This is a genomic window from Brevundimonas sp., assembly GCF_013823285.1.
Classification (GTDB): domain Bacteria; phylum Pseudomonadota; class Alphaproteobacteria; order Caulobacterales; family Caulobacteraceae; genus Brevundimonas.
In genome coordinates, this window is record NZ_PNLV01000011.1 from 1 (window position 1) to 26,544 (window position 26,544).

Sequence of the window (26,544 nt, forward strand, 5' to 3'; positions counted from 1 at the left end):
AGCCACTCCCGCTTCAGCTGCTGGTACCATTTGGCCTGCTTGTCGGCGTCATCGACCCAGATCAGGGCCGGGTCGTAGCGCAGGCCCTCGTTCTGCAGGTTCACCATGTCGCCGTCCTGCTTGAGGAAGGCGCGGGCGCCCTGCTTCAGGAAGGGGCGGATCAGGTCGAACACCCAGTGGTCGGACCAGAAGATCTGGGTGATCCGGGTCTTCGTCTCGGTCAGGGGGGTCAGGCAGGTCAGGGCCAGCACCTGTTTCTCGCCCACCTGGATATGCTCCCAGCGGTATCCGGGCAGGCGGAAGGTGATCTCGGTGGCCGGCGCCCCGCCCAGAATGCGGTAGGCGTAGGAGTTGGATGACGGGGCGTGGCGCACCATGGCGAAGCCGTGCTCGCGCGGTTCGAAGGCCTTGGCCTTCTCATGCCGGCTTTTGGCGCTGCGCCACCACCACTGCTGGTGCACATAGGGCCCGTGGGCCGGGTCCATCAGGCCCACCACGGCGTGGTCCACATGACTGTCGAAGTCCATCCATTCAACCAGCTTGGCCCCGCCGCCCACCACGCCGGGAAACACCGGCGGGTCATGGTCGGGGGCCGACGGATTGCGGGGATCGGCGGCCATCCAGACGAACAACAGCCCCTGGCTCTCGGTCACGGGATAGGACCGCACCCGGACCCGGTCCGTCTCGAAGGCCTGGTCCTGAACGAGGGAGGGGATCGCCGCGCACACGCCGTCGGGCCGGAAGCGCCAGCCGTGATAGGGGCATTCCACCGTCTCGCTCTCGCCGTCATGCTGGACCAGCCGTCCGGCCGACAGGGGGGCGGCCCGGTGGGGACAGATGTCCCGCATGGCGTAGACCTGACCCGCACGGGTGCGGCCGATCAGCACCGGCTCTCCCAGCAGCTCGTAGCGCTTGAGTCCCGCGGCCTTCACATCCCGCGACAGGGCCGCGAAATACCAGGCGTCAGTGATGAAGCCCTTGCCGAAGGCGGCGGTCGGGGCCCTGGCTTCAGGTTGCGGGGCTGGAGCGGATGAAGCGGTCATGAGCTCTCTTTATCATCGCTCCGGCGAGCAGAGCGAGGTTTCAGGAAATCGACTTTGCATTTCAAAGTAAGATGTGTTTATGCTTACGCCGTCCCATGAGGAGAAACACATGATCCGTCCCGCCATGATGATCGTCGCCGCTGTCGTCCTTGCGGCCGCGCCCGCCGGGGCCCAGTCCCATGAGCATCAAGGCCATGCCTCGACCGCACACGCCCATGCTGACTTCGCCTCCGACCGTCTGCATGTGATGGTCGAGGGTGAGGGGCAGGACGTGATCCTGATTCCCGGCCTCAGCTCCTCGCCGGAAATCTGGCAGGGCACCGTGGATCGGCTGGGCGGCGGCTACCGCATCCACCGCGTCCAGGTGAACGGCTTCGCCGGCGCCCCTGCCGGGGCCAACGCCGAGGGGCCGGTTGCGGCGCCCGTGGCTGAGGAGATCGCCCGCTATATCGCCGATCAGGGTCTGGAGAGCCCGGCGGTGATCGGCCACTCCATGGGCGGGACCATCGCCATGATGCTGGCCGCGCGCCACCCCGATGCCGTGGGCCGCCTGATGGTTGTGGACATGGTCCCCTTCATGGGCGCGATGTTCGGCCCGCCCGGAACCACCGCCGAAAGCGTCGCCCCCGTGGCGGAACAGATCTACGCCGCCCAGTCCGGCACTCCGCGCGAGGCATATCTGGCCCAGGCCGAGCAGACCATCATCGGCATGATCCAGACCGAATCCGAGCGGGCGGCGCCCCTCCGGCACAGCCGCGACAGCGACCAGCAAGTCTCCGCCGCCGCCTTCCGCGAATTGGTGATCACCGACCTGCGCCCGGAACTGACCGCCATTACGGCGCCCACGGAGGTTCTGTACGTCAAGTTCAACGATCCGCGCATGACGCCCGAGATCACCGACATGATCTACCAGATGTCGTTCCAGACCCTGCCCGGAGCCGAACTGACCCGGGTGGACGACGCCGCGCACTTCATCATGCTGGATCAGCCCGACCTGTTCGCCGAGCGGGTCCGCGCCTTCCTCGACTGACGAAAAAAGTCGTAAGTTGACGTTGACGTAAACGTAGCATTTCGTCGGCAAACGCGCTAAGGAAGCGTCCTCAAAGGAGACGCACCCATGGCCGACGCCTACATCTTCGACGCCGTGCGCACCCCGCGCGGCAAGGGCAAGAAGGACGGATCCCTTCACGAGATCACCGCCCTGTCCCTGGCATCCCAGGTTCTGGAGGCGTTGCGCGACCGCAACGACCTGGACACCTCGCAGGTGGACGACGTGATCCTGGGCTGTGTAGCCCCGGTGGGCGAGCAGGGCGCCGACATCGCCCGCACCGCCGTTCTGACCGCTGGCTGGTCCCAGCTGACCGCCGGCGTCCAGATCAACCGCTTCTGCGCCTCGGGCCTTGAAGCGGTAAACATGGCCGCCGCCAAGGTGGCCTCCGGCGAGGCCCGCATGGCTGTGGGCGGCGGCGTCGAGGCCATGAGCCGCGTGCCCATGGGCTCCGACGGCGGGGCCTGGCCCATCGACCCGTCCAGCGCCATCGCCACCTATTTCGTGCCCCAGGGCGTGTCGGCCGACATGATTGCGTCCAAGTACGGCTTCAGCCGCGATGACGTGGACGCCTATTCGGTTGAGAGCCACAAACGCGCCGCCGCCAGCTGGGCCGACGGCCGCTTCAAGAAGTCGGTGGTGCCGGTGCGGGACCAGCTTGGCCTGACCATCCTTGATCACGACGAGACCATCCGCCCGAAGACTGACATGCAGACCCTTGGCGGTCTGAACCCCTCGTTCCAGATGATGGGCGAGATGGCCTTCGATGCCGTGATCAACCAGCGCTACCCCGAGGTGGAGCGCGTCAATCACGTTCATACCCCGGGCAACTCCTCGGGCATCGTCGACGGATCGGCCGGGGTGCTGATCGGCACCCTCGAGGCGGGCAAGGCCCTGGGCCTCAAGCCCCGCGCGAAAATCCGCGGCGCCGCCTCCATCGGTTCGGAACCGTCCATCATGCTGACGGGCCCCGACCCCGTGACCCGCAAGCTGCTGGCCCGTCTGGGCATGGAGGCCGGCGACATCGACCTCTATGAGCTGAACGAGGCCTTCGCTGCGGTGGTCCTACGCTACATGCAGGCCCTGAACATCCCCCACGACAAGATCAACGTGAACGGCGGCGCCATCGCCATGGGCCACCCCCTGGGCGCCACCGGCGCCATGATCCTGGGCACCGCGCTGGACGAGCTGGAGCGCTCGGACAAGACCACAGCCCTGGCTACCCTGTGCATCGGCGGCGGCATGGGCACCGCCACCGTCATCGAACGCGTCTGATCCGAAGGAGAAGCACCATGGAAAACTTCAAGATCGAGATCGACGGCGACGGCATTGCGCTGATCACTTTCGACGTGCCGGCCCGCTCCATGAACACCCTGACCTCGGGCGTCATGAAGGAGATCCCCGAGTGGGTCGAACAGGTGAAGGGCGACGACGCCATCAAGGGCGTGATCCTGACCTCCGGCAAGCCCTCGGGCTTCTGCGCCGGGGCGGATCTGGGCGACATGGCCGGCGGCATGCTGGGCGGCTCCGACCTGCAGGCGGCCTATGACGCCGGCTGGCGTCTGAACGGCGCCCTGCGCGCGCTGGAGACCTGCGGCAAGCCGGTGGCCGCGGCCATCAACGGCCTGGCCCTGGGCGGCGGCCTCGAGCTCACCCTCGCCTGCCACTACCGCGTGGTCGGCGACAATTCGAAGATCCAGCTCGGTCTGCCCGAGATCAAGGTGGGCCTGTTCCCCGGCGGCGGCGGCACCCAGCGCCTGCCGCGCCTGATCGGCGTGCAGGCCGCCCTGATGCAGATGTCCGAGGGCAAGAGCTGGCGTCCCAAGGACGCCCTGTCCGCCGGCGTCGTCCACGAGGTGGTCGAGCCCGGCAAGGAAGTCGAGGCAGCCAGGGCCTGGATCAAGGGCGGCGGAAAGGCCGTCCAGCCCTGGGACGAGAAGAGCTTCAAGCTGCCCGGCGGCGGCCCCTATCATCCGGCCGGCTCGCAGGTCTTCATCATGGGCAACGCCATGCTGAGGAAGCAGTCCTACGGTAACTATCCGGCCGTCACCAACATGATGAAGGCGGTCTATGAGGGCGTTCAGCTGCCCATGGACGCGGCCCTGCGGGTCGAGACCCGCTACTTCATCAAGACCCTGATGACGCCGCAGGCCCAGGGCATGATCCGCTCGCTGTTCCTGTCCAAGCAGGAGCTGGACAAGGGCGCCCTGCGTCCGGCCGACGTGCCGAAGTCCGATCCGAAGAAGGTGGCCGTTCTGGGCGCCGGCATGATGGGGGCGGGCATCGCCTATGTGCAGGCCATGGCCGGCATCGAGACCATCCTGATCGACGTCAGCCAGGAAGGCGCCGACAAGGGCAAGTCCTACGCCGAGGACATCCTGAAGAAGCGCGTCTCGCGCGGTCAGATGACCCAGGACAAGGCCGACGCCGTTCTGGCCCTGATCACCCCCACCACCGACTATGACCTGATCAAGGGCTCGGATCTGGTGGTCGAGGCCGTGTTCGAAAGCCGCGACCTGAAAGCCGAGGTGACGAAGAAGGCCGAGGCCCAGCTGGCCCCCGGCGCCGTGTTCGGCTCCAACACCTCGACCCTGCCCATCACGGGTCTGGCCGAGGCCAGCGTGCGGCCCGAGGATTTCATCGGCATCCACTTCTTCTCGCCCGTCGACAAGATGATGCTGGTGGAGATCATTCTGGGCGAGAAAACGGGGAAGGCGGCCATCGCCAGGGCTCTCGACTACGTCATGAAGATCAGGAAGACCCCGATCGTCGTCAACGACGGACGCGGCTTCTACACCTCCCGCTGTTTCGCCACCTATGTGGCCGAAGGTCTGGCCATGCTGGAGGAAGGCTATGCGCCGGCCATGATCGACAATATCGGTCGGGCCACCGGCATGCCGCGCGGTCCGCTGGAGATGCACGACGACGTGGCGCTCGACCTGTCGGTCAAGATCACGAAGCAGACGAAGGCCGATCTGGGCGACAAGTTCACGCCGCAGCCGGGCATGGAGATCGTCGAGAAGATGGTCGAGGAGCTGGGACGCTACGGCCGCAAGAACGGCAAGGGCTTCTACGACTATGACAGCAAGCCCAAGACCCTGTGGAAGGGCCTGTCGGAACTGGCCCCGGTGAAGATCGCCGAGTCCACACCAGAACTGGTCGAGGACCAGAAGCGTCGTCTGCTCTATCGCCAGGCGGTGGAGGTGGCGCGCTGCTGGGAAGAGGGCGTCATCGACGATCCGCGCGAGGCCGACGTGGGCGCCATCCTGGCCTGGGGCTTCGCGCCCTGGACCGGCGGGCCGATCACCATGATCGACCAGATCGGGCTGAAGGCCTTTGTCGAACAGGCGGGTAAATACGCCGAGAAGTACGGCGAGCGGTTCACCCCGCCCCAACTGCTGCGCGACATGGCGGCCAAGGGCGAGACTTTCTACGGCAAGTTCGCGGGCAAGAAGGCCGCCTGACGGCCTCTGATCCGTGAAGCGGATGCGTGACGGGCGCGTCGGGAGAACCCCGGCGCGCCCGGTGCGTTAGGGGGCGATGGGGAAACAGCCACGCTCTCGCGCAACCACCGAAACGACAGCCACGACGGCTGAACAACGGGCCGATGACGGTCGTCTGCTGCGTCAGACCCTGCTCATCGCCGCCGTCATCGTCGCCGCCCTGTTGATCTGGCAGCTCAGCCATATCCTGCTGCTGGTGTTCGGGGCTATTCTGGTGGCCATCGTCCTGCGCACCGTGGCCGAGCCCTTCGAGCGGTTCGCCCGTCTGCCGCCCCGGCTGGCCGTATTGGCGGCGCTGGTCTCCCTGCTCATTCTGATGGCGCTGGGGGGCTGGGCCTTCGGGCGTGAAATTTCAAGCCAGACGTCGGACCTGACCGACCGCCTCCCCGAAGCGTGGCAGGCGGCGCGGGGCCAGCTGGCGTCCCTGCCTTTCGGGCCCGAAATTGTCGATCGGATCGACAGCCTGATCGATCAGGTCGGCCAAGACGACGAGGCCGGGACGGCCCAGGCCCCCGTCGAGGACGGGGAGGGGACACCCGGCGTGGCGCCCGCGCCGCCGGCCGCTGACGGCAGTCTTCTTTCCGGAGGCGTGTTCGCCAATGTGGGCGCCTTCGCCGGGCTGGTGGCCAGCGTCATCGCCGAGCTGATGCTGGTGATCTTCGCCGGTCTGTTCCTCGCTCTCAATCCGCAGAGCTACAGGGCCGGCTTCGTACGCCTGTTCCAGAAGCGCAGCGCCAGCACCGCCGACACGGTGGGCAAGGCGTTCGACGTCTCGGGCACAGGCCTGCGCCGCTGGCTGCTGGGCCAGCTGGCGGCCATGGTCGCGGTCGGCGTGGTCACGGGACTGGGGGCCTGGGCCATCGGCCTGCCCTCGCCCCTGGCCCTGGGGATGATCGCCGGGGTGCTGGAGTTCGTGCCCATTCTCGGGCCGATCGTGGCGACAATCCCCGCCCTGCTGCTGGCGGCCACCATGGGGCCGGAGATGATACTCTGGACCCTGCTGCTGTATCTGGTGATTCAGCAGATCGAGGGCAATCTGATCATGCCGCTGGTGCAGAAGCGCATGGTGTCCCTGCCGCCGGTGATCGCCCTGTTCTCCATCCTGATCTTCGCCGCCCTGTTCGGGCCGCTGGGCGTGCTGCTGGCCACGCCGTTGGCGGTGGTGGTTTTCGTGCTGATCAAGGGGGTCTATCTGGACGAACCGATCAGCGAGAAGGATGCTGCCTCCTCGAAATGACGAGGAGCGCCCCATGGATCGCCGCCTGATCGCCACCGACGGCCTGACCCAGTCCGTGCTGGAGGCGGGCGAGGGGCCGCTGGTCCTGCTGATCCACGGCTTTCCGGAGCTGGCGATCAGCTGGCGGGCACAGGTCGAGGCCCTGGCCGAGGCCGGCTATCGCGCCGTCGTTCCGGACATGCGGGGCTATGGCGGAACCGACCGGCCCGGGAAGACCGAAGACCACACCATCCTGCATCTGGTGGGGGACATGGTGGATCTGGTGCGGGCGCTGGGCGAGCGGTCGTGCGTGGTGATCGGCCATGACTGGGGGGCGTCCGTGGCCTGGCACTGCGCCCTGATGCGGCCGGACCTGTTCACGGCCGTGGCGGGGTTGTCGGTGCCGTTCCAGCCCCGCCGGGCGAAGGGGCCGCCCATCGCCGCCATGCGCGCCATCGCCGCGCGGGCCGGGACCGACGACCTCTACATCACGCGATTTCAGGAGGCGGACGCCCATGTGCCATTCGACGCCGATCCCGAAACGGCCCTGAGGAAGATGTTCTGGGCCTATGACGGCGCCACCCCGGCCGATCAGCGCCACACCGGCTTTCTGAAGCCGGGCCAGTCCATGGTCGACGGCGTCACCGACGGGGCGACCCGGCCGCCGTGGATGAGCGCCGAACACTTTGCAGAGTATGTGGCCGCGTTCCGCGCGGGCGGGTTCAGGGGTCCGCTGGACTGGTACCGCTGCATGGACCTGAACTGGTCCCTGACCGCCTGGCTTCAGGACAGGACCATCGACATCCCGTCCCTGTTCATGATCGGGGAGAACGACCCCGTGCGCCACTACGCCGGGCGGCATGAGAAGGCGCAGGCGGACTGGCTGACCGACCTGCGCGGCATGATCGAGATCCCCGGCGCCGGCCACTGGCTGCAGCAGGAGCGGCCCGAGGCGGTCAACGCGGCCCTGCTGGATTTTCTGGCAGGCGTTCGCGGCTGAGCCCCGGACAGGCTGAAGCGCCCGTCGGTGCGGGTTGATGGGAAGGGAGCGGGACGCCGGGCCATCGCCCGGTGCAAGGGATAGACAAATACCGTTTCGACGAAGGCTGACGCCCCGCGCGATCGTTCTGCCAGAGCCCCCGGTGGGCACGCGCCAAATTCATAGTGGGCCATTTCCTGGCTTCGAGGCCCGAGGCCTCGAAGCGGAATGGCCGTGGCGCTAGCCGGTGTTAGGCCCTGAACGGGCAGGTGCGGACAGCGCTCCGCATCCTGGACCCGGCGAGTAATCCGCCCCGCCGCTATATCCCGCTCGATCACAGCCCGCCGCCGCAAGGTCGCCGGCCGAGCGCCCTTCCCGTGCGACGGGATGGGACAAGGATACGGGCGCGGGGAACGCGGTCGGAAAAATGGGTGAAGAATTTTCGCGAAGTCTTGTGCGCCAATGCATTGGCCCGGGAAAATGCGGGACGAAGTCGGCAACTCCTCCCCCATCGGGGGAGGTGGATCGCCGCATCGCGGCGAGACGGAGGGGGCTGAAGCCGGGCGGCGGCGGGTGGGATGGGCTGGATTGCCGATGGCGCGGGGCGGTCGCATATCCAGACTGCCGGCGAGCCCCCTCCACCGCTACGCGGTCCCCCTCCCCCGATGGGGAGGATTGCTCACACCGGGTGGGTCGGTTCCGGTTTCGAGGCCACGGCGGGCTCTTCGGGCAGGGGAATGAACTCCAGCGAGTCTTCGGAGGGCAGGGTCATGCGTCCGGCCTTCCAGTCCGCCTTGGCCTGGTCGATGCGGGCCTGGCTGGAGGAGACGAAATTCCACCAGATGATGCGCGGGCCAACCGGCTCGCCGCCCAGCAGCATGACCGAGGCCTTTTCCAGCGCCCTGATGGTGGGCTCGGCGTGGGCTTCCAGAACCGCCATCTGCCCGGCGTGCAGCACCCGGTCGCCGATCTCGATGGAGCCCCTGGCCACGAACACCGCCCGCTCGCTCATGCCGCCGGCTCCCTTGCCCGGCGGGGGGGCGGAGCGCACGCCCGGCTCCATCTCCCAGTGCACATAGAACAGGGGCGAGGAGGTCTTGACCGAGGCGGCCGCGCCGTAGGCCTCGCCCGCCACCAGCCGGGCGAACAGGCCGCCGTTCTCATAGGCCGGCAGGTCGGGCTCGCCATGGTGGAAGAAGGCGGGGTCGGTCTCCTCCGCCTCGTCGGGCAGGGCGATCCAGGCCTGCATGCCGTGCATGGGGCCGCCCTGGGTCTTCTTCAGCGGGTCGGTGCGCTCGGAATGGACGATGCCCTTGCCGGCGGTCATCCAGTTGACCTCGCCGGGACGGATCGCCTGGGTGAAGCCCAGATTGTCCCGGTGCATGATCTCGCCCTCGAACAGATAGGTCAGGGTCGACAGGCCGATGTGCGGGTGCGGGCGCACATTGACGGAGTCGGCGCCCGGGGCGAACTCGGCCGGGCCCATCTGGTCCAGAAAGACGAAGGGCCCCACCATGCGACGGGCGTGGAAGGGCAGGATGCGGCCCACCTCGAACCCGCCCAGGTCCTTTTTCCGTGCGTCGATGACCATCTCGATCATGGCCGTGTCCCCTGATTTGGCGTCAGCCGCGATATCACCGTGGGCGCGGGCTCCGGTATGCGAAGCTGACCTTCGCCGTCGAACGCGCGCCATTGCGTTCGGGATACGAACACCAGATCGCCGTTGAGCGCCAGCCCTGTGCTGGGCTCGTTCAGATCGTCGAGGTTCGCGGCCAGAACCTCGACCCGCGTCACGGACGTCCGCGCACCGGAGAGCGTCAGGCGCAGAACGCGATGGGGCTGAATCCCGTTCTGAAGCGCCAGAATGTCGCCGTTCAGGGCGATCAAGCCGTCGATTCCGACCAACACGGCGTCATCGGGCGCCGAAAGACGGGTGACGGCGCCGTCCGTGAGGGAAACATAGTGCAGGCCGCTGGAGTAGTCGGCCACGATCAGGCTGGTCCCGTCCTCCACCACGATGATGCCCTGTGGCGACCCCAGAACCCCCGCCGGAACGAGGGTCTGTAGCGTTTCGCCGTCAGGCGGCAGCCGCAGGATCTGGCCCGAGAGACTGTCGGACACATAGACGGCGCCGTCCGGCCCAAGCGCCACATCGCCAAAAGCGTGGTCGGCGTCGTCCGGTGGCGAGAACCGGGCTGTGACGGCGCCCGTCGCGGGGTCGATCTTGAGCAGTTCTGCGGCGTTCGCCTGTTCAGGCGTGAGGCCGCGCACCTGGGGCAAGCCGGCCGTGGCCGCCCAAAGCACATCGCGCTCTGTATCCAGCGCCAGGCCGAGAACGCCGAGGGCGTCGGCGTCTTCAGCCAGATACGGCGAGACCGCGCCCTCGGCGGTGAGCGCGACGATCGTCCGGTCATGCACGCTGGATGCAAGCCAGCGCCCGCGACGTCCGTCAAAGGCCACGCTTTCGATGAGGACAGGCGCGTTCAGGCGCATCAGCGGCGTCAAGCGGTCCTGTCCGACGGCGCGCGCATTGTCCGCCAGCCGCGCGGCGAGCGCCGCCTGATCCGGGCCCGGCGTCAGGCCGGAGAAGTGGCGGTCGGCGCCGAGATCCAGGGTGAGGCCGGCGGCGGCATAGCGCCCGAGCTGGCGCAGGGCCTCCTGTTCGTCACCGTCCAGATGAGCGGTTCGGGCGCGGAGAAGGATCAATCCCGCATGATTGGGAAGCCGGGCGTCGGCCTGCGCCAGGCGGGCGCGGGCAAGGGGGATGTCTCCTTCGCCCGCCGCCTCCAGGCCTTCGGCGCGAAGGCGCTGGAAAGCGGCCAGATCGCCGGCCGCGACCGGTTCCTGGGCGCCGGCGCACAGCGGCGTCGCCAGAACCAGCGCCAGGGCGGCGGCCGCACCGCGCCAGCCGCCCCCGGTCTCAGACATGCGGGGTGACCAGCGCCAGCGGCAAGGCGGTGACGTTCTTCACCCCTCGGGTGACGATGTGGCTCTCGCAGTCCGAGACGATGCCCAGGCTGAGCAGCTTCTCGCGCAGGAACAGGTCGAAGGCGTGCATGTCGCAGGTGATGATGCGCAGCACATAGTCCTCGCGCCCGGTGATGGTGGCGCACTGGATCACCTCGGGCCAGTGGCCGACGGCTTCCTCGAAAATCTGGAGGTTCTCTTTCGAGGGCAGGCTGAGCTTGACGATGGCGTAGACCTCGAAGTCCAGGCCCAGCAGATCGGCGTCCAGCAGCGTGACCCGCTTGCGGATCAGGCCGCTATCCTCCAGTCTCTTGATGCGGCGCCAGCAGGGCGAGGCCGAAAGGCCCACCCGTTCGGCCACCTCGGCCACCGGCAGTCCCGCATCCTGTTGCAGGATGTCGAGGATGCGGGCGTCGATGGGATCCAGTTCTTCGGCCAAGCCTTTTCTCCAAATTGCGGTTTGGCGCAATAATCTACCCCAATTCGCCCTGATGCAAGGGCAAAATTGGGCGGGCGTGGAGCGCGAGCCCGTGCTATGCGTTCGCCTGAGGAAGCCCCGCCCGCCAACGGCCGCAGATGCTGAGACGGACCATGAGCAAGACGCCCCCGGCCAAGCGGCCGAACGCACGACCGCTGTCGCTGAGAATTCCCGAGCCTTCGGGCCGGCCCGGCGACAAACCGGATTTCAGCCATCTGAGGCTGGACGAGCCCGGGGCGGTGGACCGCCCCGAAACCGATACGCCGCCGCTGGACATGCGCGACCACGCCTTCCGGCTGGTGCGGGTGCTGAACGACGCCGGCGAGGCTGTCGGGCCGTGGGATCCCAAGCTGGACGCCGAGACCCTGAGGAACGGCCTGAAGGCCATGATTCTGACCCGAGCCTTCGACGACCGGATGCACCGGGCCCACCGCCAGGGCAAGACCAGCTTCTACATGAAGTGCACCGGGGAGGAGGCCATCGCGGTGGCCCAAGGCATGGTGCTGCCGCGCGAGGACATGGGCTTTCCCACCTATCGCCAGCAGGGTCTGCTGATCGCGCGGGGCTATCCGCTGGTCGACATGATGAACCAGATCTATTCGAACGCGAGCGACCCGATCAAAGGGCGCCAGCTGCCGATCATGTACTCCAGCCGCGACTACGGCTTCTTCACCATCTCGGGCAATCTGGGCACCCAGTATCCGCAGGCGGTGGGCTGGGCCATGGCCAGCGCCTACAAGGGCGACGACCGGCTGGCCATCGCCTGGATCGGCGACGGGGCCACGGCGGAGGGCGACTTCCACAACGCCCTGACCTTCGCCGCCGTCTACCGGGCGCCGGTGATCCTCAACATCGTCAACAATCAGTGGGCCATCAGCTCCTTCCAGGGCATCGCCGGGGGGCTTGAGACCACCTTCGCCTCCAAGGCCGTGGGCTACGGCCTGCCCGCCCTGCGGGTGGACGGCAACGACTTCCTGGCGGTCTGGGCGGCGACCCAGTGGGCCGAGGAGCGGGCGCGGGCCAATCTGGGCGCCACGGTGATCGAGCTGTTCACCTATCGCGGCGCCCCGCATTCCACCTCCGACGATCCCAGCCGCTACAGGCCCGGCGACGAGCACGAGAAATGGCCGCTGGGCGACCCGGTCATGCGGCTGAAGCAGCATCTGATCAAACTGGGCGAATGGTCCGACGACCAGCAGGCCGAGGCCGAAAAGGATGCGGTGGAGAAGGTCCGCGCGGCGGGACGCGAGTCCGAGGCCATCGGCACCCTGGGCCAATCGCGGCCCAGCGTGAAGACCATGTTCGAGGAGGTCTATGCCACCGAGGACTGGCGCCTCGTGGAACAGCGGCGCGAGGTGGGGGTCTGACCATGAGCAACACCACCTTCACCGACTCCGACCGCACCAACGGCATCGAGCCGGACATGGTCGACCAGGACGCGGCCCCGAAGTCCGTAGCCCCGAAGGGGGACGTGGTCCCCATGAACATGATCCAGGCGCTGAACTCGGCCCTGGACGTGAAGATGGCCGAGGACGGCAATGTGCTGAGCTTCGGCGAGGACACGGGCTATTTCGGCGGCGTGTTCCGGGTCACCGACAAGCTGCAGGCCAAGCACGGCATGACCCGCAGCTTCGACGCCCCCATCAGCGAATGCGGCATCGTGGCCGCAGCCATCGGCATGGGCGCCTACGGCCTGCGCCCGGTCGTGGAGATCCAGTTCGCCGACTACATCTATCCGGCCTACGACCAGATCGTGTCGGAGGCGGCCAAGCTGCGGTACCGCTCGGCGGGCATGTTCACCGCCCCCATCGTGGTGCGCTCGCCCTATGGCGGCGGCATCTTCGGCGGCCAGACCCACAGCCAGAGCCCGGAAAGCCTGTTCACCCACATCGCCGGCCTGAAGGTGGTGATCCCGTCCAGCCCGTATGACGCCAAGGGCCTGCTGATCGCCGCCATCGAGGACGACGATCCGGTCATCTTCCTGGAGCCCAAGCGGCTGTACAACGGCCCCTTCGACGGCTGGCACGAGAAGCCGGTGTCGCCATGGAAGGCGCAGGACCTGGCCCAGGTCCCCACCGGCAAATATGTGGAGCCCATCGGCAAGGCGCGGGTGATGCGCGAAGGCGCCGACGTCACCATCCTGGCCTACGGCACCATGGTCTGGGTGGCGCTGGCGGGCGCCGAGCACGCGGGGGTGGACGCCGAGGTCATCGACCTGCGGACGCTGGTGCCGCTGGACATCGAGGCCATCGAGGCCAGCGTGAAGAAGACCGGCCGCTGCGTCATCGTGCACGAGGCGCCGAAAACTTCGGGCTTCGGCGGCGAGTTGAGCGCGCTGGTGCAGGAGCGGTGCTTCTATCATCTGGAGGCGCCGATCGCGCGGGTGACCGGGTGGGACACGCCCTATCCCCACGCCTTCGAGTGGGAGTATTTCCCCGGCCCGCAGCGCGTGGCCGACGCCCTGAAAGCCGTCATGGCTGGCCAAGTAAACGGGGGAGGTCGCTGATATGGGACGTTATGTCTTCAAGCTGCCCGACGTGGGCGAAGGCACCGCCGAGGCCGAACTGGTGGCCTGGCATGTGACGGTGGGCGACGTGGTCGAGGAAGACCAGGTCATCGCCGACGTCATGACCGACAAGGCCACGGTGGAGCTGACCAGCCCGGTGGCGGGCAAGGTCACCGCCGCCCACGGAGAGCCGGGCCAGCAACTGGCCGTGGGCTCGCCGCTGGTGGAGTTCGAGGTGGAGGGCGCGGGGAACGCCGAGGCGGCCGCGAAGCCGGCGGAAGCTCCGGCGCCGGCGCAGAGCGTCTCTCCCCCCGCCGGGGGGAGCACGGCACCGCAGGCGCCGGAGGGGGGCAAGTCCGCGCCCGCTCCGACCGGCCGCGTGTTCAAACTGCCCGACGTGGGCGAAGGCACCGCCGAGGCGGAGCTGGTCGCCTGGCACGTGAAGGTCGGGGACGCGGTCGAGGAAGACCAGATCCTGGCCGAGGTCATGACCGACAAGGCCACCGTGGAGATCACCAGCCCGTACGCCGGCACCGTTGCGGTGCTGCACGGCGAGCCGGGTCAGGCGCTGGCCGTCGGCGGGCCGCTGGTGAGTTTCGCGGGCGAGGGCGGATCGGCCGAGGCCGCCGCCCCGGTCGCTGCCCCCGCCCCGAGCGCGGCGAAATCGGCGCCCGCGCCGCAGAAGGCCGCCTCCAAACCGCCTGCGCCGCAGCCCGCCCCGGCGCGCGACACCGTCGCCCGTCAGGCCCAGACCCCCGGCGTGCGCCCGCTGGCCTCGCCGGCGGTGCGTCAGCGCGCCCGCGACCTGGGTGTTGAGCTGCAGTTCGTGCCCGGCTCCGGCCCGGGCGGCCGGATCGAGCATGGCGATCTGGACGCCTTCCTGTCGGGCGGATCGGCCCCGGCGGTGGCGTCTTCGGGCGGCTCGCTCTATGCGGCGGCGGAGGGGACCACCGAGACCCGCATCATCGGCCTGCGCCGCAAGATCGCGGAGAAGATGGCCGACAGCGTCCGGCGCATTCCGCACATCACCTATGTGGAGGAGATCGACGTCACGGCGCTGGAGGCGCTGCGGGCGCACATGAATGCGACGAAGGCCAAGGACCAGCCCAAGCTGAACGTTCTGCCCTTCATCGCCCGCGCCATCGTGGTGGCTCTGCGCGACCAGCCGACCATCAACAGCCACTATGATGACGAGGGCGGGATCCTGACCACCCACGCCGCCGTCCATCTGGGCATCGCGGCCCAGACGCCCAACGGCCTGATGGTGCCGGTGGTCCGCAACGCCGAGGCGCGCGACCCCTGGGACACCGCCAACGAGATCGCCCGGGTCGCGAGTGCGGCGAAGGACGGCTCGGCCAGGCGGGACGAGCTGAGCGGCTCCACCATCACCATCACCTCGCTGGGGACACTGGGCGGGGTGGTGCACACCCCCATCATCAACCACCCCGAGGTGGCCATCGTCGGCCCCAACAAGATCGCCGAGCGCGTGGTGGTGATCGACGGCCAGATGGTGGTGCGCAAGATGATGAACCTGTCGTCCAGCTTCGATCACCGCATCGTCGACGGCCACGACGCGGCGGTGTTCGTCCAGCGCATCAAGGGCCTGCTGGAGCATCCGGCGACGCTGTGGATGGGGTGAGGGCGGATGAAGTGGCGCGCTTACCTCTGCGCTTCTGCCCTCGTCGTCTCGCTCAGCGTGGCTTCGGAGGCGTCAGCCTGTCGCAACCCGCCTCCCACCCCGCCTGTCGACGTCCAGGAAGCGCGCCTCATTGACGGTGCGATCGTCATCGTCCTGGGCATTACCGAGCGGGCTCCCCGAACCGAAATCCCCACCGCGATACGCTCGACCGAGGTCCTTCGGGGCGCACCGCCTGACCTGATCATCGTCGGGGACGAGATCGTCATCACTGACTGCCCGGCCAGTGTCGTTCCCAACCTGCCGCAGCGCTGGAACTCCGGTGATGAGGTGCTCGTGGTGATGACCATCCGGGATGGCGAGCTCCGCCCCTACGACATATCCCTTCTTTCTGACCCGCGCGGTCAGCGCCTGCTGGCCCGTGCCCGCGCTTCGATCATAGCTGCCCAATGACCGAGACCCTCAAAACCAAAAGGCTCATCATTGGCGCCGCGCTGGCGGTCACGCTCACAGCCGGCCCCGCGCTCGCCTGCTTCCCCGCCGATCCGAACCGCCCCGCGCTGTCATCCGCTGAGTCAGCGACCGCCAGGATCGAGCGGCAGGATCATCTGTGGAACTTGTCCGCCTCCGTTTACCTCGGCCGGATCGTTTCCGCAGAATGGGCCAGCGAGACAGGGCCGGCTCCGCGCGACATGGGCGTCGAAGTGGTGTTGGACAGCATCGCCAGCGTGAAGGGCCCGGCGCCGACGCGCCAGACGCTGCCGATGATCGCCTGCGACCCACAGGACTATGCGCGCGCCGAATGGCGGCCGGGCGCACTCGTCATAGTCTACGCGAACCGTATAGGCCTCTCTCAAGACTGGCGTCGCATCGGCCAGTGGCAGATTCTCGACTTCATCTCGGTGAGCGAAAACGCCGATCCCCGCATTGGCCCGGCCCTGCGAGCAGCCGCTGCGCGCCTGCGATCTGACGGAAGCTGAAATGACCCAAAACATCAAAACCAAAGTCCTCATCATCGGCGCGGGCACCGGCGGTTACGTCGCAGGCATCCGCTGCGGGCAGCTGGGGCTGGACACCATTCTGGTGGACGGGGGCGATGGCCTCGGCGGCACCTGCCTGAACGTGGGGTGCATTCCGTCCAAGGCGATCATCCATGCGGCGGGCAAGTTCGAGACCGTGGCCAAGGCGGCTGACGGCGGGACGCTGGGGATCACGGCGGCGAAGCCGGCCATCGACCTGAAGGCGACGGTCGAATGGAAGGACGGCATCGTCAAAAAGCTGAACGGCGGGGTGGCGGCCCTGCTGAAGAAGGCCAAGGTCAAGGTCATCACGGGCTGGGCCACGTTCAGCGACGCCAAGACCTGCACCGTCTCCACCGATGACGGCGACATCCGCATCACCGCCGAGCACGTGATCCTGGCCACGGGGTCCGAGCCGGTGGAGCTGCCGTTCCTGCCGTTCGGCGGCGACGTGATCTCGTCCACCGGGGCCCTGTCCCTTCCGGAAGTGCCGAAGAAGCTGGTGGTGGTCGGCGGCGGCTACATCGGGTTGGAGCTGGGCATCGCCTATCGCAAGCTCGGCGCCGAGGTGACGGTGGTGGAGATGGCCGAGCGCATCCTGCCGCTCTACGACAAGGCCCTGACCGACCCGGTGATGAAATGGATGGAGCGCCACGGCGTGACCCTGCATCTGGGCGCCCGCGCCGGCGGCTTCGAAAAGGGCAAGCTGTCGGTCACCACCAGGGACGGCAAGCCGATCCAGATCGCGGCGGACAAGGTGCTGGTGACCGTCGGCCGCCGACCGCGCACGAAGGGCTGGGGTCTGGAGACCATGGGGCTGGCCATGGACGGACCGTTCGTGAAGGTGGATCAGCGCTGCGCCACCGCCATGAAGAATGTCTGGGCCGTGGGCGACCTGACCGGCGAACCCATGCTGGCCCACAAGGGCTCGGCCCAGGGCGAGATAGTGGCCGAGATCATCGCCGGCCATGACCGGGTGTTTGACCCCGTGACCATCGCGGCGGTGTGCTTCACGGAGCCGGAGATCGTCTCGGCGGGGCTGGGTCCCGACGACGTGAAGGGCCGCGACGACGTGATCCAGTCGGTGTTCCCCCTGGCCGCCATCGGCCGGGCCCTGGCGCTCGAAGCGGGCGACGACGGCGGCTTCGTGCGGGTGATCGCGTCGAAGGCTGACCACCGCATCCTTGGCGTTCAGGCCGTCGGCCAGCATGTGTCGGAGCTGTCCAACAGCTTCGCCCAGATGATGGAGATGGGCGCGGTGCTGGAGGACGTGGCCGGCGTCATCCATGTGCACCCGACCATGGGCGAGGCCTTCCACGAGGCGTCGCTTCGGGCGCTCGGTCACGCAATACACATATAGAGCTTGACTATACCGCCACGGGCCTCTGCCTTGCGCCAGAACTCAGACACGGGGCGGTCTCATGAAAATTACGCCGATCCGGGCGGTCGCTGGATCCGCCCTTGTCATCATTGCGTTGGGGATCGTCCCCACCTTCGATGTTTGGCGAGAACCGTTGGCCGAGGTTCTCTGGCCGCCAGAATTGGACGCCAACGGTTGGCCGATCACCGAGGTCGTGGTGCGAGAGTCGGTTCGTCCCTATCCGGAGGCAACGACAGTCAAGTTGTTCGTCCGTTCGGCGGAGGACATGGGGGAATGGCTGGTGGAAGGCCGCATTCTGTCCCGCGATGAGCGCAATGCCATCGAAGGTCATTTCCGTCGTTCCGGCTATCGGCACCTCAGCTATGCGGCCTGCTTCATTCCCCACCATTTCCTGCACTACTACAATGAAGCGGGCGAGGAGGTGGGGCGCGTGGAGGTATGTTTCTGCTGCACGGGAGCCGCGGCCAGCCCCGAACTCTTCCCTCGACAAGGCGGATTTATTCGCCGGTACGAGAACCAGCTCGGCTTTGACGTTGAGGGTCTGCGGGCGACGTTTGAGGAAGTGGGAGTCCGGACCGACATGTGGTGCGGCCGGGAAGGCTGACGCGTCTCCCGCAACACCGTTTTAAGCATTAACCGGCATGGTCCCCTGAAATCCGCGCCAGAACGGCGTGAAAAGGGCTGGCTTCCATGTTTCAGATCATCGGCATCATCGTGCTGTTCGCCATGGTGTTCGGCGGATACACCATCGCGGGCGGCAAGATGGGGGTCATCCTCCACTCCCTGCCTTATGAGATGATGATGATCGGGGGCGCGGCCGTCGCGGCGCTTCTGATCGCCAATTCCACCACCACCCTGAAAGGGGTGCTGGGCGGCCTGGGCAAGGTCTTCGCCGGGCCCAAGTGGAAGAAGGGCGACTACCGCGACCTGCTCAGCCTGCTGTTCCTTCTGACCAAGACCATGAAATCCAAGGGCGTGATCGCCCTGGAAAGCCATATCGAAAAGCCGGCCGAGTCCACCATCTTCCAGAAATATCCGAAGATCCTGAAGGACCACTTCGCCACCGATTTCATCTGCGACACCCTGCGCATGATGACCATGAACCTCGAGGACCCGCACCAGGTCGAGGACGCCATGGAGAAGCAGCTGGAGAAGCACCACCACGAGGCCCTGGCTCCGGCCCATGCGCTGCAGAGCACCGCCGACGCCCTGCCGGCGCTGGGGATCGTCGCGGCCGTGCTGGGGGTGATCAAGACCATGGCCTCCATCACCGAGCCGCCCGAGGTGCTGGGCGGCATGATCGGCGGTGCCCTGGTGGGCACTTTCCTGGGCGTGTTTCTTGCCTATGGCCTGGTCGGGCCCCTCTCCACGCGCCTGAAGGAAATCATCGAGGGCGACGCGGCCTACTACAAGATCATCCAGTCGGTGCTGGTGGCGCACCTGCACGGCAACGCCGCCCAGATCTCGGTCGAGATCGGCCGGGGCGACGTTCCGTCCACGGCCCAGCCGTCCTTCATCGAACTGGAGGAAGCCCTGTCCGAGGCCGGGACCGCCGTCTGATCCGGAAAAGCTTGGCTGCAATCACGAAGCCGTGAGGATTCCGCTTGACGGGGGACCTCACGATCGCGTTATCTCTGCAGGTGGGAATCATGACCCCGCACCACCCTTCTGAAGGATATCCGATATGACCATCCGTCAACTGCTCGTCGCCGCCGCCGGCGCCGCCGCCGCCCTGTCCGTCGCCGCTTGCCAGCCGGCCGCCGAAGAAAACACCGCTGAAGAAGCCGCTGTGGAAGCCGACGCCGCCGCCGACACGGCCGCCGACGCCGCCGCCACCGCCGACGCCGCTGCTGAAGACGCCGCCATGGCCGCCGGTGAAGCCGCCGCCGCCGCCGGTGAAGCGACCGAAGAAGCTGCTGAAGCTCCGGCCGCCGAGTAATCCTTCGCTCGCATGAGCAAAGAGATTGGAAAGGGGTCGCCCGTCGGGCGGCCCCTTTTTCCATGCCCGGTCTTGATCGCGCCGCCCCGCCGGTGCTCTAGCCGGGCATGGTCGATGACCCCGACAGATCCCTGGACTGGTCCGAACCGGGCGCTCCCCGGTCGCCCCGCTTCGGCGACGTCTACTATTCCCTCGAAGACGGCCTGGCCGAGAGCCGGGCGGTGTTTCTGGCGGGCTGCGGCCTGCCGGACGCCTGGTCGGACCGCCCCCGCTTCACCGTGGCCGAGCTGGGGTTCGGAACCGGCCTGAACATCGCCGCCCTGCTGCACCTGTGGCGCGAAAGCCGGGCCGGGGGGCGGCTCCACATCTTCTCAATCGAGGGCTTTCCGTGTCGCGCAGTGACGCGGCGCGGGCCCTGTCCGCCTGGCCCGAAATCGCCGAAGCGGCCCGGGCGCTGCTGGAGCGCTGGCCGTCCGCGACGCCCGGTTTCCACCGGATCGACCTGCCGGACTGGAACGCCACATTCGATCTGGCCGTGGGCGACGCAGCCTGGGCGCTCGAGCAGTGGAGCGGCGCCGCCGACGCCTGGTTCCTGGACGGGTTCTCGCCCGCCCTGAACCCGGACATGTGGTCAGACGCCGTGCTGGACGGGGTGGCCGCGCGGTCGGCGCCGGGCGCGCGCCTCGGCACCTTCACCGTGGCCGGGGCGGTGCGCCGGGGTCTGGCCGAGCGCGGCTTTCAGCTAGACAAGCGCCCCGGCCACGGCCGCAAGCGCGAGCGGCTGGAGGCGGTCCTGCCGGGCGCGGCGCCCCCCCATGGCCACGGCCGGGTGGCTGTCATCGGCGCGGGAATCGCGGGGGCGAGTCTGGCGCGGGCCCTGTGCGCCCAGGGGGCGGATCCCCTGATGATCACGGATGACAAGGCGATGGCGTCGGGCTTTCCGGCCGCCCTCGCGACGCCCCGCCTGGATGTCGGCGACGAGGATCTGGCCCGTCTGTTCGCCCAGGCGCTGGAGCGCGCAGAACAGCTGTACGGTGAGGCGCCGGACGCGATCGTTTCGCGCGGCGTGTTCCGGCTGGAGCATGGCCCGCGCGACGCAGGGCGGTTCGACAAGGTGGCCGGCCAGGCCATCTGGGCGGTGGGGGCCATGAAGCGGGTGACCGCAGCCGAGGCGTCCGGGGCGCTGGGCGAACCGCTGGCGGCCGGCGGCCTGATGATGCGAGGCGCCCTGACTGTGCGGCCGCCGGCGATCCTCGACGCCTGGCTGACCGGTGCGCGGCGGGTGGAGGGCCGGGCGGCGCGGCTGAAGCGTCACGGCGCCGCGTGGCGGGTGCTGGACGACGCGGGCAACGAATTGGCCGAGGCCGAGACGGTGGTGCTGGCCGCCGGATGGGGCGGGGCGGCCCTGGGCATACCGGGTCTTCAGGCCGTCCGCGGCCAGGCGAGCTGGGCGAATCTGGACGCGGGTCCGATCTTGGGCGCGGCCTGGGGCGGCTATGCGGCGCCTACCGGCGAGGGGGTTCTGTTCGGCGCCACCCATGACCGGGACGACACCGACGGGTCCGTGCGGGACGCGGACGACCAGCGAAATCTGGAGGCCCTGAAGGCGATGCTTCCCGAGCTTGCCGACCGCATCGGCTCTGCCCCGCTGCATCGCCATGCCGCGATCCGGGCGGCGACACGGGACCGGCTGCCGGCGGCCGGGCGGCTGGAGGAGGGCCTCTTCATTCTCGGCGGACTGGGCTCACGGGGCTTCGCGGCTGCGCCGCTGCTGGCGGAGCATGTGGCGAGCCTGATCACAGGAGCGCCTTCACCCCTGCCGCGCGCATCCGCGCGGCGGGTGGATCCAGCCAGGGAGAGCCTTGGGAAGCGCTGAGGCGGATCAGCCCTGGGCGGGGCGGAGGCCCTCGGCGGCGGCCTGCTGGGTCGGCGTGGCGCCGGTGCGGCGAGCGGCGATCAGGGCGTCGATGCGGCGACGCTCAGCCTGGAAGGCGGCCAGTTCGCGGCCCGAAAGTTCGGAGCCCTGCGGAATCTGCGCGCCGGTCGGATTGACCCGGGCGCCGTTGCGCCAGACCTCATAGTGCAGGTGCGGCCCGGTGGAGGCGCCGGTGGAGCCCACATAGGCGATCACGTCGCCCTGGCTGACCCGCTGACCGGGACGCAGGCCCCGGGCGAAGCGCGACAGGTGGGCGTAGCCGGTCTCCCAGCCGTTGCTGTGACGCACACGCACCCAGTTGCCGTAGCCGCCCCAGCGGCGCGCCTCGACCACCACGCCGTCGGAGGCGGCGAAGACCGGCGTGCCCGTGGGGGCGGCGAAGTCCATGCCCTGGTGCATGCGCTGATAGCCGGAGATCGGGTGGCGGCGAACGCCGTAGTTGGAGGAGATGCGCGCGCCGTCGATGGGGGTGCGCAGCAGGAAGCCGCGGATGTTCTTGCCGTCGGCGTCAAAATACTTCGCTTCGTTCGAGCCTTCCGGCTTGAAGCGATAGAACACCTGGCCCTTGATCTCGGCGTAGAGCAGGTCGCCCGTGTCCACCGTGCGGCCGCTTTCGGTGACGGTGCGGTCGAACACCAGGGTGAAGCTGTCGCCCGCCTTGATGTCGCGCGAGAAGTCGATCTTGTGTGAGAACAGGCGCACGGCCTGGGCCACGATGCGCGAGTTGGCGCCCATGCGGCCCGCCGAGGCGGAGAGGGAGCCGTGAATCTCGCCGGTGGCGACGGTGGTCTCGTTGGAGACCTGTTCTTCCAGTTCGCGAAGACGCAGCGCGCCGTCGAAGCTGCGCGACACGGTCAGCTGGGTCGCCGGACCGGTGCGCACGGTCAGGCCGATGAGGCGGGCGTCGCCGCGGCCGACGCGCGGGCGCGAGATGGCGGTCTCGAAGCGCTGACCCGCGCGGATGTTCACCACGTCATAGGCGTTGCCGAGGGTGCGGACGATGGCGCGGGCCTCGTCGGCGCCGATGCCGGTGCGCAGCATGGCTTGCTCGAGGGTCTCGCCGCGCTGGATCTGGACCTGGACGGTTTCGGGCTGGCTCATGCCCGCCGGGGAGCCGGCGGAGGCGAAGGCCTGAATTTCGAGGGCGGCGATCTGCGCCGCCGTCAGCGGTGGAACTTCAGCCGCCGTGACCGGTTGATAGAGCTTGCCCGCCAACAGCGCCACCGCGACAGCGGCGGCGGCCGTGAACATGTGGGGCGTGAAGCGCCTGGGCTGGCGGCGTGGATCGAACTGAGCCATCGGTCCCCGTCAATCGGCAGCGCCATACGCGGCGCCAGGTCACTGAAAACTGTCTCACCGGGGCTGGTCAACCCCGGAATGTGCGAGCGGAAGGCTATAGCTCGCCTGTCCCTTAATGGGAAGCATCCCGTTACAAATCGTTAACCGCCAGGACTTTCTCCATTCAAGTGGTGTTTTAACCGCGTTCTCCTTCCGACGCCGGGCGGCTCGCCCGAATGCCGTCACAGGCGGCGGGCATGAGCGGTCTGAAGCAGGCTTGCGCAGTCGGGCGGTTTGCGCAGCCGCGCGATCCGGCTATCTCAGGGGCGGCCATGCAGGATGATGGAGCGCGCGTGAGCGAAACCCAGGACAGCCAGCCGGCCTCCCCCGTCATACCCGACGGCGCCCGTCGCCGTCGCCGTCGCCGGCCCGGACGCGGTTCTGCGCGCCTGCTGATCGTGCTGCTGGTGATCCTGGGACTGTTGGCCGCAGCGGTCCTGACCCTTTACGCCGCCCGGCGCGAAGCGGCCCGCCAGGTTCTGGTGGGCTGGCTGGAGCGGCGGGGAATCGAGGCCGAGGTCGAAATCGAGCGGCTTGAGGTGGACAGCCTGACCGCCCGCATCCGTGTCGGCGACCCGGCCGACCCCGACTTCTCCGTCGAACGGGTCGAGATGGATTACGCCTTGGGCATGCCATGGTCCGAAGCGGGGCTGGGCCTGACGCCCGGCCGCATCCGGCTGATTCGTCCTGTTCTGCGGGCCAGCTGGCGGGGCGGCGTGTTCAGCATGGGGTCGCTGGATCCGCTGATCGAGGAATTCAGGGGACGCCCCCCGGGACCGGATGCGCGCGGACCGCTGGTTCTGATCGAACAGGGCCGCCTGAACCTGGCCACGGACTATGGCCCGCTGGACGTGCGTGCGGACGCCCGGATCGAGGACGGCCGGCTGATGCGCCTGAGCGCGCGGGCGGGAGAGGCGGCGCTGGCCAGCGGCGACACCCGGATCAACCTGTCCGGCGCCAGGCTGGACCTGGTCACGACCGGCGGACGGGCGCGGCTGGACCTTGCGGCGATCGTCGGGGACATGGCAGGGCCGGGGATGTCCGGGGAGGACGTGCGCCTTGGGCTGAGCGGCGAGGTCCCCTATCCGGACCTGGACGCGCGCCGCAGCCAGGGCGATGTGGATATGACCGCGACCCTGGCGGCCGGACGGCTGGAGGCCGGGGATTTCGCCGGCCGGGCCGTTGGCGCGCGCATCGTCCTGAACGGCCGGGTGAACGGGTGGCTGGAGGCTTTCCAGCTGATCGGGGATAGCGAAGGCATGATCGGCGCCGACGCCCTGACCCTGGGCCAGACCAGCGCCTCGACGGCACGGTTGTCGTTCAGCGAGACCGCGCTGGATGTGAGCGGACGCGACGGCGCGCTGCGGTGGCGGCTGGACGGTCCCATGACCCTGCTGGCCGACCGGATGCGTTCGGGCGATCTGATGCTGGCGGGCGTGGACGTCCGTTCCGGCGCCGTATCAGCGGGCGGCCGCGGCGGCGCGGGCCGGGCGAGCGCCTTCGAGATCACCGCTCCCGCCTCCGTCCGCGCGCGGCGCCTGACGTTCGGCGACCTCGATCTGACCGGCCTGGAGGGGCGGATGGACGCCGACGTCACCGGTGACGGAATCGTGCTGGCGGAGACGGCCGGGCGGCTGCGGGCGGCGCGGGGCCGCTGGCCGCTGCTGGGCGCGCCGGGCGCCGACGATCCGCCGGAGCTGGCCGCTCTGAAGCAGGCGCTGGGCGGCTTCCGGCTCGAGGCGTCGTCGTTCCGGTTGAGAACCGGCAGCACAGGCACGGAGCTGGTGCTCGGCCAGGCGGCGCGCATCACCCCCCTGAACGGCGGACTGATCACCCTCGGGGCGCACCCGGGCGCTCCGCTCTACGCCGCGCGGCCGGGCCAGACCGGCGGCGGCGCCCTGATCCTGACCGGAACGGCGCCGGAGACGGATGTGCGCGTGCAGGTCCCCGAGTGGCGCCTGACGCCCGGCGGGTTCACTGCGGCGCTGGACGGTGTTGCGGGCTTCAATTTCGGCTTCGCCCGCGATGTGGACGTGACGGCGGCGGGCACGCTGACATCCGGCGGCGGACGGCTGACGTTCCGGCCGAATGGGTGTGTGGCCATCACGGCGGACCAGCTGGCCTTCGGCGAGAACGACGCGCGAGGCCTGTCCGGCGACCTGTGTGCGGACGACGGCCCGATGGTCACGGTGGCGGACGGCGGCTGGACGGCGGCTGGACGGATGCGGGGGGCGGCCGCCGAGGTTCCCTTCCTGGCCATGCGGTTCAGCGACATGGCCGGGCCCCTGACCGTGCGCGGCGCTTCGGCGGGTCTTCAGATGGACGCGGTCTTCGAGGCCGCGCGGGTTGCCGACACAACCCAACCCCGGCGCTTCCATCCGCTGGACGCCGCCGGCGCCGCCTCGCTGGCCAGTGATGTCTGGCAGGGCCGGTTCGAGGTTTCGATGGGGCCGCACCGGCTGGGCAGCGTAGACCTGAAGCACGACGGTCGGGCCGAGGCCGGGGGCGTGGCCTTCGACGCCACGGGTCTGGTGTTCGCCGGGGACGGGCTGCAGCCGGACGACGTGACGCCCCTGACCGAGGGTCTGATCGACTCGCCGGTGACGGGCGGCGCCGGCTTCGTGGGCCGGTTCGACTGGACCTCGGAGGGCGTGACCAGCGGGGGCGTGCTGACGGTTCAGGATCTGGACTTCGTCAGTCCGGCGGGGCCGGTGACGGGGCTGAACGGCGCAGTGGCCTTCACCAGCCTGACACCGCTCATCACCGCCCCGGACCAGCGCCTGACCGCCGAGGGTCTGGCGGCCTTGGCGCCGGTCACCGACCTGAACCTCCTGTTCGAGCTGGGGGCCGGATCGTTCCAGGTGTCGGGCGTGGATCTGGACGTGGCCGGCGGACATGTGATCATCGAGCCTTTCAACGTGCCCCTGGACCGGACCCAGCCCTTCGCTGGGACGCTGGTGTTCGAGGAGGTGCAACTGGGCGAACTGCTCGGGGGCGCCGGTTTTGGCGAGCAGGTGGCCCTGAACGCCGTGGTGTCGGGGCGCGTGCCCTTCACCTGGAACGCCGAAAACGGCTTCCGGGTCATCGGCGGGTCGCTCTATGCGGTGCAGCCGGGACGGCTGGAGATCGAGCGCGAGGCGCTGAGCGGTCTGGAGGCGGGCGGCGGCGGCGAGGACGTGCCGCCCAACGTGGTTCAGGACCTGGCCTACCAGGCCATGGAGGAGCTGGCTTTCGACATCCTGACGGCCGAGGTCAACAGTCTGGATGAAGGGCGGCTGGGGGTGTTGTTCCGCATCCGGGGGCGGCATGATCCGCCGCAGCGGCAGGAACTGCGCCTGACCCTGTCCGAACTGATCAGCCGGGACTTCCTGAAGCGGGAACTGCCCCTGCCGTCGGGCACCGAGATCGATTTGACGCTGGACACCACCCTGAACCTGAACGAGCTGGTTTCGGACCTCCTGTCCCTGAACCGGGCCCGGCGGGGCGAGGCCGAAGAGAATTCCGATGAAGAGTGATGAAACTTCGCCGTTCAGCGCGGGTTCACGCTAGATGGTG

The 26,544-nt window shown here is 68.6% G+C and carries 21 protein-coding genes; 16 read left to right on the plus strand and 5 right to left on the minus strand.

The annotated features are described in order from the left end of the window. The coding region (locus C0461_RS02970; RefSeq protein ID WP_292103806.1) for an aromatic ring-hydroxylating dioxygenase subunit alpha at positions 1–1,043 on the minus strand (1,043 nt) is incomplete at its 3' end. A 109-nt stretch (positions 1,044–1,152) separates the two neighbouring features. On the opposite strand from C0461_RS02970, the gene C0461_RS02975 reads away from it, so the two are divergent. From C0461_RS02975 to C0461_RS02995, 5 genes are all read left to right on the plus strand, one after another. Continuing rightward, positions 1,153–2,073 carry an alpha/beta hydrolase gene (locus C0461_RS02975; RefSeq protein WP_292103808.1) on the plus strand — a complete coding sequence of 307 codons (921 nt, stop codon included), beginning with the start codon at positions 1,153–1,155 and terminating at the stop codon, positions 2,071–2,073. A gap of 87 nt (positions 2,074–2,160) precedes the next feature. Further along, positions 2,161–3,366: an acetyl-CoA C-acetyltransferase gene (locus tag C0461_RS02980; protein ID WP_292103810.1), complete on the plus strand. Its 1,206-nt coding sequence runs from the start codon at positions 2,161–2,163 to the stop codon at positions 3,364–3,366. 17 nt (positions 3,367–3,383) lie between these two features. After that, positions 3,384–5,555 carry a 3-hydroxyacyl-CoA dehydrogenase NAD-binding domain-containing protein gene (locus tag C0461_RS02985; protein WP_292103812.1) on the plus strand — a complete coding sequence of 724 codons (2,172 nt, stop codon included), beginning with the start codon at positions 3,384–3,386 and terminating at the stop codon, positions 5,553–5,555. 76 nt (positions 5,556–5,631) lie between these two features. Beyond that, positions 5,632–6,831, plus strand: a complete 1,200-nt coding sequence (locus tag C0461_RS02990) for an AI-2E family transporter (protein ID WP_292103813.1) — start codon at positions 5,632–5,634, stop codon at positions 6,829–6,831. Positions 6,832–6,844: 13 nt separating this feature from the next. Next, complete coding sequence (locus C0461_RS02995; RefSeq protein ID WP_292103815.1) at positions 6,845–7,810, plus strand: alpha/beta hydrolase; 966 nt, start codon at positions 6,845–6,847, stop codon at positions 7,808–7,810. Between the two features lie 658 nt (positions 7,811–8,468). Here C0461_RS02995 and C0461_RS03000 read toward each other — a convergent pair. From C0461_RS03000 to C0461_RS03010, 3 genes are read right to left on the minus strand one after another with little or no spacing between them, the layout of a single operon-like run. Beyond that, positions 8,469–9,389: a pirin family protein gene (locus C0461_RS03000; RefSeq protein WP_292103816.1), complete on the minus strand. Its 921-nt coding sequence runs from the start codon at positions 9,387–9,389 to the stop codon at positions 8,469–8,471. Then, on the minus strand, positions 9,386–10,717 hold the full coding sequence (locus C0461_RS03005) for a hypothetical protein (protein ID WP_292103818.1): 1,332 nt from the start codon (positions 10,715–10,717) through the stop codon (positions 9,386–9,388). Before C0461_RS03005 ends, C0461_RS03000 begins: the two co-directional genes overlap by 4 nt. Continuing rightward, entirely contained in the window at positions 10,710–11,195 is a 486-nt protein-coding gene (locus C0461_RS03010; RefSeq protein ID WP_292103820.1) for an Lrp/AsnC family transcriptional regulator, read from the minus strand. The genes C0461_RS03005 and C0461_RS03010 overlap by 8 nt, the downstream gene beginning before the upstream one ends. 152 nt (positions 11,196–11,347) lie before the next feature. On the opposite strand from C0461_RS03010, the gene C0461_RS03015 reads away from it, so the two are divergent. The 10 genes from C0461_RS03015 to C0461_RS03060 all read left to right on the plus strand — a co-directional run bounded on the left by C0461_RS03015 (position 11,348) and on the right by C0461_RS03060 (position 21,591). Beyond that, the gene (locus C0461_RS03015) at positions 11,348–12,601 is read left to right on the plus strand and encodes a thiamine pyrophosphate-dependent enzyme (protein WP_292103822.1); all 1,254 of its coding nucleotides are present in this window, start codon (positions 11,348–11,350) and stop codon (positions 12,599–12,601) included. A gap of 56 nt (positions 12,602–12,657) precedes the next feature. Beyond that, positions 12,658–13,740, plus strand: a complete 1,083-nt coding sequence (locus tag C0461_RS03020; RefSeq protein ID WP_363377449.1) for an alpha-ketoacid dehydrogenase subunit beta — start codon at positions 12,658–12,660, stop codon at positions 13,738–13,740. A gap of 1 nt (position 13,741) precedes the next feature. Beyond that, a complete protein-coding gene (locus tag C0461_RS03025; protein WP_292103825.1) occupies positions 13,742–15,379 on the plus strand; it encodes a 2-oxo acid dehydrogenase subunit E2 in 1,638 nt (545 codons plus the stop codon). Positions 15,380–15,385: 6 nt separating this feature from the next. Continuing rightward, positions 15,386–15,829 (plus strand): hypothetical protein, encoded by a 444-nt coding sequence (locus C0461_RS03030; RefSeq protein WP_292103827.1) that lies wholly within the window; start codon positions 15,386–15,388, stop codon positions 15,827–15,829. Further along, entirely contained in the window at positions 15,826–16,356 is a 531-nt protein-coding gene (locus C0461_RS03035; protein ID WP_292103829.1) for a hypothetical protein, read from the plus strand. The genes C0461_RS03030 and C0461_RS03035 overlap by 4 nt, the downstream gene beginning before the upstream one ends. A gap of 1 nt (position 16,357) precedes the next feature. Continuing rightward, the gene (gene lpdA / locus C0461_RS03040; protein WP_292103830.1) at positions 16,358–17,755 is read left to right on the plus strand and encodes a dihydrolipoyl dehydrogenase; all 1,398 of its coding nucleotides are present in this window, start codon (positions 16,358–16,360) and stop codon (positions 17,753–17,755) included. A gap of 61 nt (positions 17,756–17,816) precedes the next feature. After that, a complete protein-coding gene (locus C0461_RS03045) occupies positions 17,817–18,380 on the plus strand; it encodes a hypothetical protein (protein ID WP_292103831.1) in 564 nt (187 codons plus the stop codon). A gap of 86 nt (positions 18,381–18,466) precedes the next feature. Continuing rightward, positions 18,467–19,336 (plus strand): flagellar motor stator protein MotA, encoded by an 870-nt coding sequence (gene motA / locus C0461_RS03050; RefSeq protein WP_292103832.1) that lies wholly within the window; start codon positions 18,467–18,469, stop codon positions 19,334–19,336. A gap of 124 nt (positions 19,337–19,460) precedes the next feature. Beyond that, entirely contained in the window at positions 19,461–19,715 is a 255-nt protein-coding gene (locus C0461_RS03055) for a hypothetical protein (RefSeq protein WP_292103834.1), read from the plus strand. A gap of 388 nt (positions 19,716–20,103) precedes the next feature. Further along, positions 20,104–21,591, plus strand: coding sequence for an FAD-dependent oxidoreductase (locus tag C0461_RS03060; RefSeq protein ID WP_363377439.1), 1,488 nt, complete (start codon positions 20,104–20,106; stop codon positions 21,589–21,591). Between the two features lie 6 nt (positions 21,592–21,597). Here the strand turns inward: C0461_RS03060 and C0461_RS03065 are convergent, their stop codons facing one another. Next, a complete protein-coding gene (locus tag C0461_RS03065) occupies positions 21,598–22,950 on the minus strand; it encodes a peptidoglycan DD-metalloendopeptidase family protein (RefSeq protein ID WP_292103836.1) in 1,353 nt (450 codons plus the stop codon). A gap of 332 nt (positions 22,951–23,282) precedes the next feature. Here C0461_RS03065 and C0461_RS03070 point away from each other — a divergent pair, with 332 nt between their 5' ends. Next, positions 23,283–26,504, plus strand: coding sequence for a YdbH domain-containing protein (locus C0461_RS03070; RefSeq protein WP_292103838.1), 3,222 nt, complete (start codon positions 23,283–23,285; stop codon positions 26,502–26,504). Positions 26,505–26,544: the final 40 nt, after the last annotated feature.